A 1,696-nucleotide genomic window follows, 5' to 3' on the forward strand; every position below is an offset into this window, starting at 1 on the left:
TGCCGCCGCGGGAGGTCGCCTCCCGGCTCGCCGCGCGTCTGGGTGCGGTGGCGGGGGTCAAGGCGGTGGAGGTGGCGGGGCCGGGGTTCTTGAACATCACGCTGGATGCGGCCTCGGCGGGGGAGCTGGCGCGGACCGTCGTGGAGGCCGGGCCGGCCTACGGTCGCAACGAGGCCATGGCCGGGCACACCATCAACCTGGAGTTCGTCTCCGGCAACCCGACCGGCCCGCTGCACATCGGCCACACCCGCTGGGCCGCGCTCGGCGACGCGCTGCACCGGCTGCTCGTCGCCTCGGGAGCGCAGGTCACCGCCGAGTACTACGTCAACGACGCCGGCGCCCAGATGGACAAGTTCGCCGCCTCGATCCTGGCCCGGGCGCGGGGGACCGAGGTGCCGGAGGGTGGCTACCCGGGGGAGTACGTCAGCGACCTGGCCAGCTCGGTGCTGGCCGAGCGTCCCGACCTGCTCGAGCTGCCCGAGGACGAGGCCCTGGCCGTGGCCCGCGAGCTCGGCTACCGGGCCGAGCTCGATGACATCCGTTCGACGCTCGAGACCTTCGGCGTCCACTTCGACGTGTGGTTCTCCGAGAAGGCGCTGCACGACGCCGGTGCGGTCGAGCAGGCGGTGGACCGGCTGCGCGAGCAGGGCCACGTCTTCGAGGCCGACGGTGCGACGTGGCTGCGCACCACCGACTTCGGCGACGACCGCGACCGGGTCATGGTGCGCGCCAACGGGGAGCCGACCTACTTCGCCGCCGACGCCGCCTACTACCTGTCCAAGAAGGACCGGGGCTTCCCCGAGAAGATCTACCTCCTCGGCGCCGACCACCACGGCTACGTCGGCCGGCTCAAGGCCATCGCGGCGTGTGCCGGGGACGACCCCGACGTCAACATCGAGGTGCTGATCGGCCAGCTGATCAACATCGCCGGCGAGCGCATGGGCAAGCGGCGAGGCAACGCGATCTACCTCGGCGAGCTGCTCGACTGGATCGGGGCGGACGGCATCCGCTACACGCTGGCGCGCTACCCCGCCGACAGCCCGCTCTCGCTCAACGGCGAGGACCTGCGCCGGCAGTCGAACGACAACCCCGTGTTCTACGTGCAGTACGCCCACGCGCGCACCTGCAACGTCAGCCGGCTCGCGGTCGAGGACGGGGTGCGCCGGGAGGACGGCTTCGACCCGGCGCTGCTGACCCACGAGACGGAGTCGGCGCTGCTGGCGATCCTCGGTGACTTCCCGCGCGTGGTCGCCCAGGCGGCGCAGCTGCGCGAGCCGCACCGGGTCGCCCGCTACCTGGAGGACCTCGCCGCCCGCTTCCACAAGTGGTACGACGAGTGCCGCGTGCGCCCCCACGCCGGCGAGGAGGTCACCGACCTGAACCGCACCCGGCTCTGGCTCAACGAGGCCACGCGCGTTGTGCTGGCCAACGGCCTCGGCCTGCTCGGCGTCTCGGCACCCGAGCGCCTCGAGCGCGCCGCCGAGACCGGTGCTGAGGCCGGCGTGGACACCCCCGAGGCGGGCTGAGCCCGCGCCCTAGACTTCGGGAGGTGACTCCCGAAGAGCTTGCGCTGGCCATCCGCTCCGCGCTCGTTGCCGCCGTGGAGGCGGGCGAGCTGACCGTCGTCGTGCCGGATGAGGTGCGGGTGGAGCGTCCGCGCAGCCGGGAGCATGGGGACTGGGCGACGAACGTGGCG

At 72.8% G+C, this 1,696-nt stretch carries 1 protein-coding gene; it reads left to right on the forward strand.

Annotated features, from left to right (window positions below):
• Positions 1 to 1,526: arginine--tRNA ligase (locus tag VF825_RS08525; RefSeq protein WP_331112182.1), on the forward strand; the 1,526-nt coding region annotated here is incomplete at its 5' end.
• Positions 1,527 to 1,696: the final 170 nt, after the last annotated feature.

The organism is Oryzihumus sp. (genome assembly GCF_036391795.1).
GTDB lineage: Bacteria > Actinomycetota > Actinomycetes > Actinomycetales > Dermatophilaceae > Oryzihumus.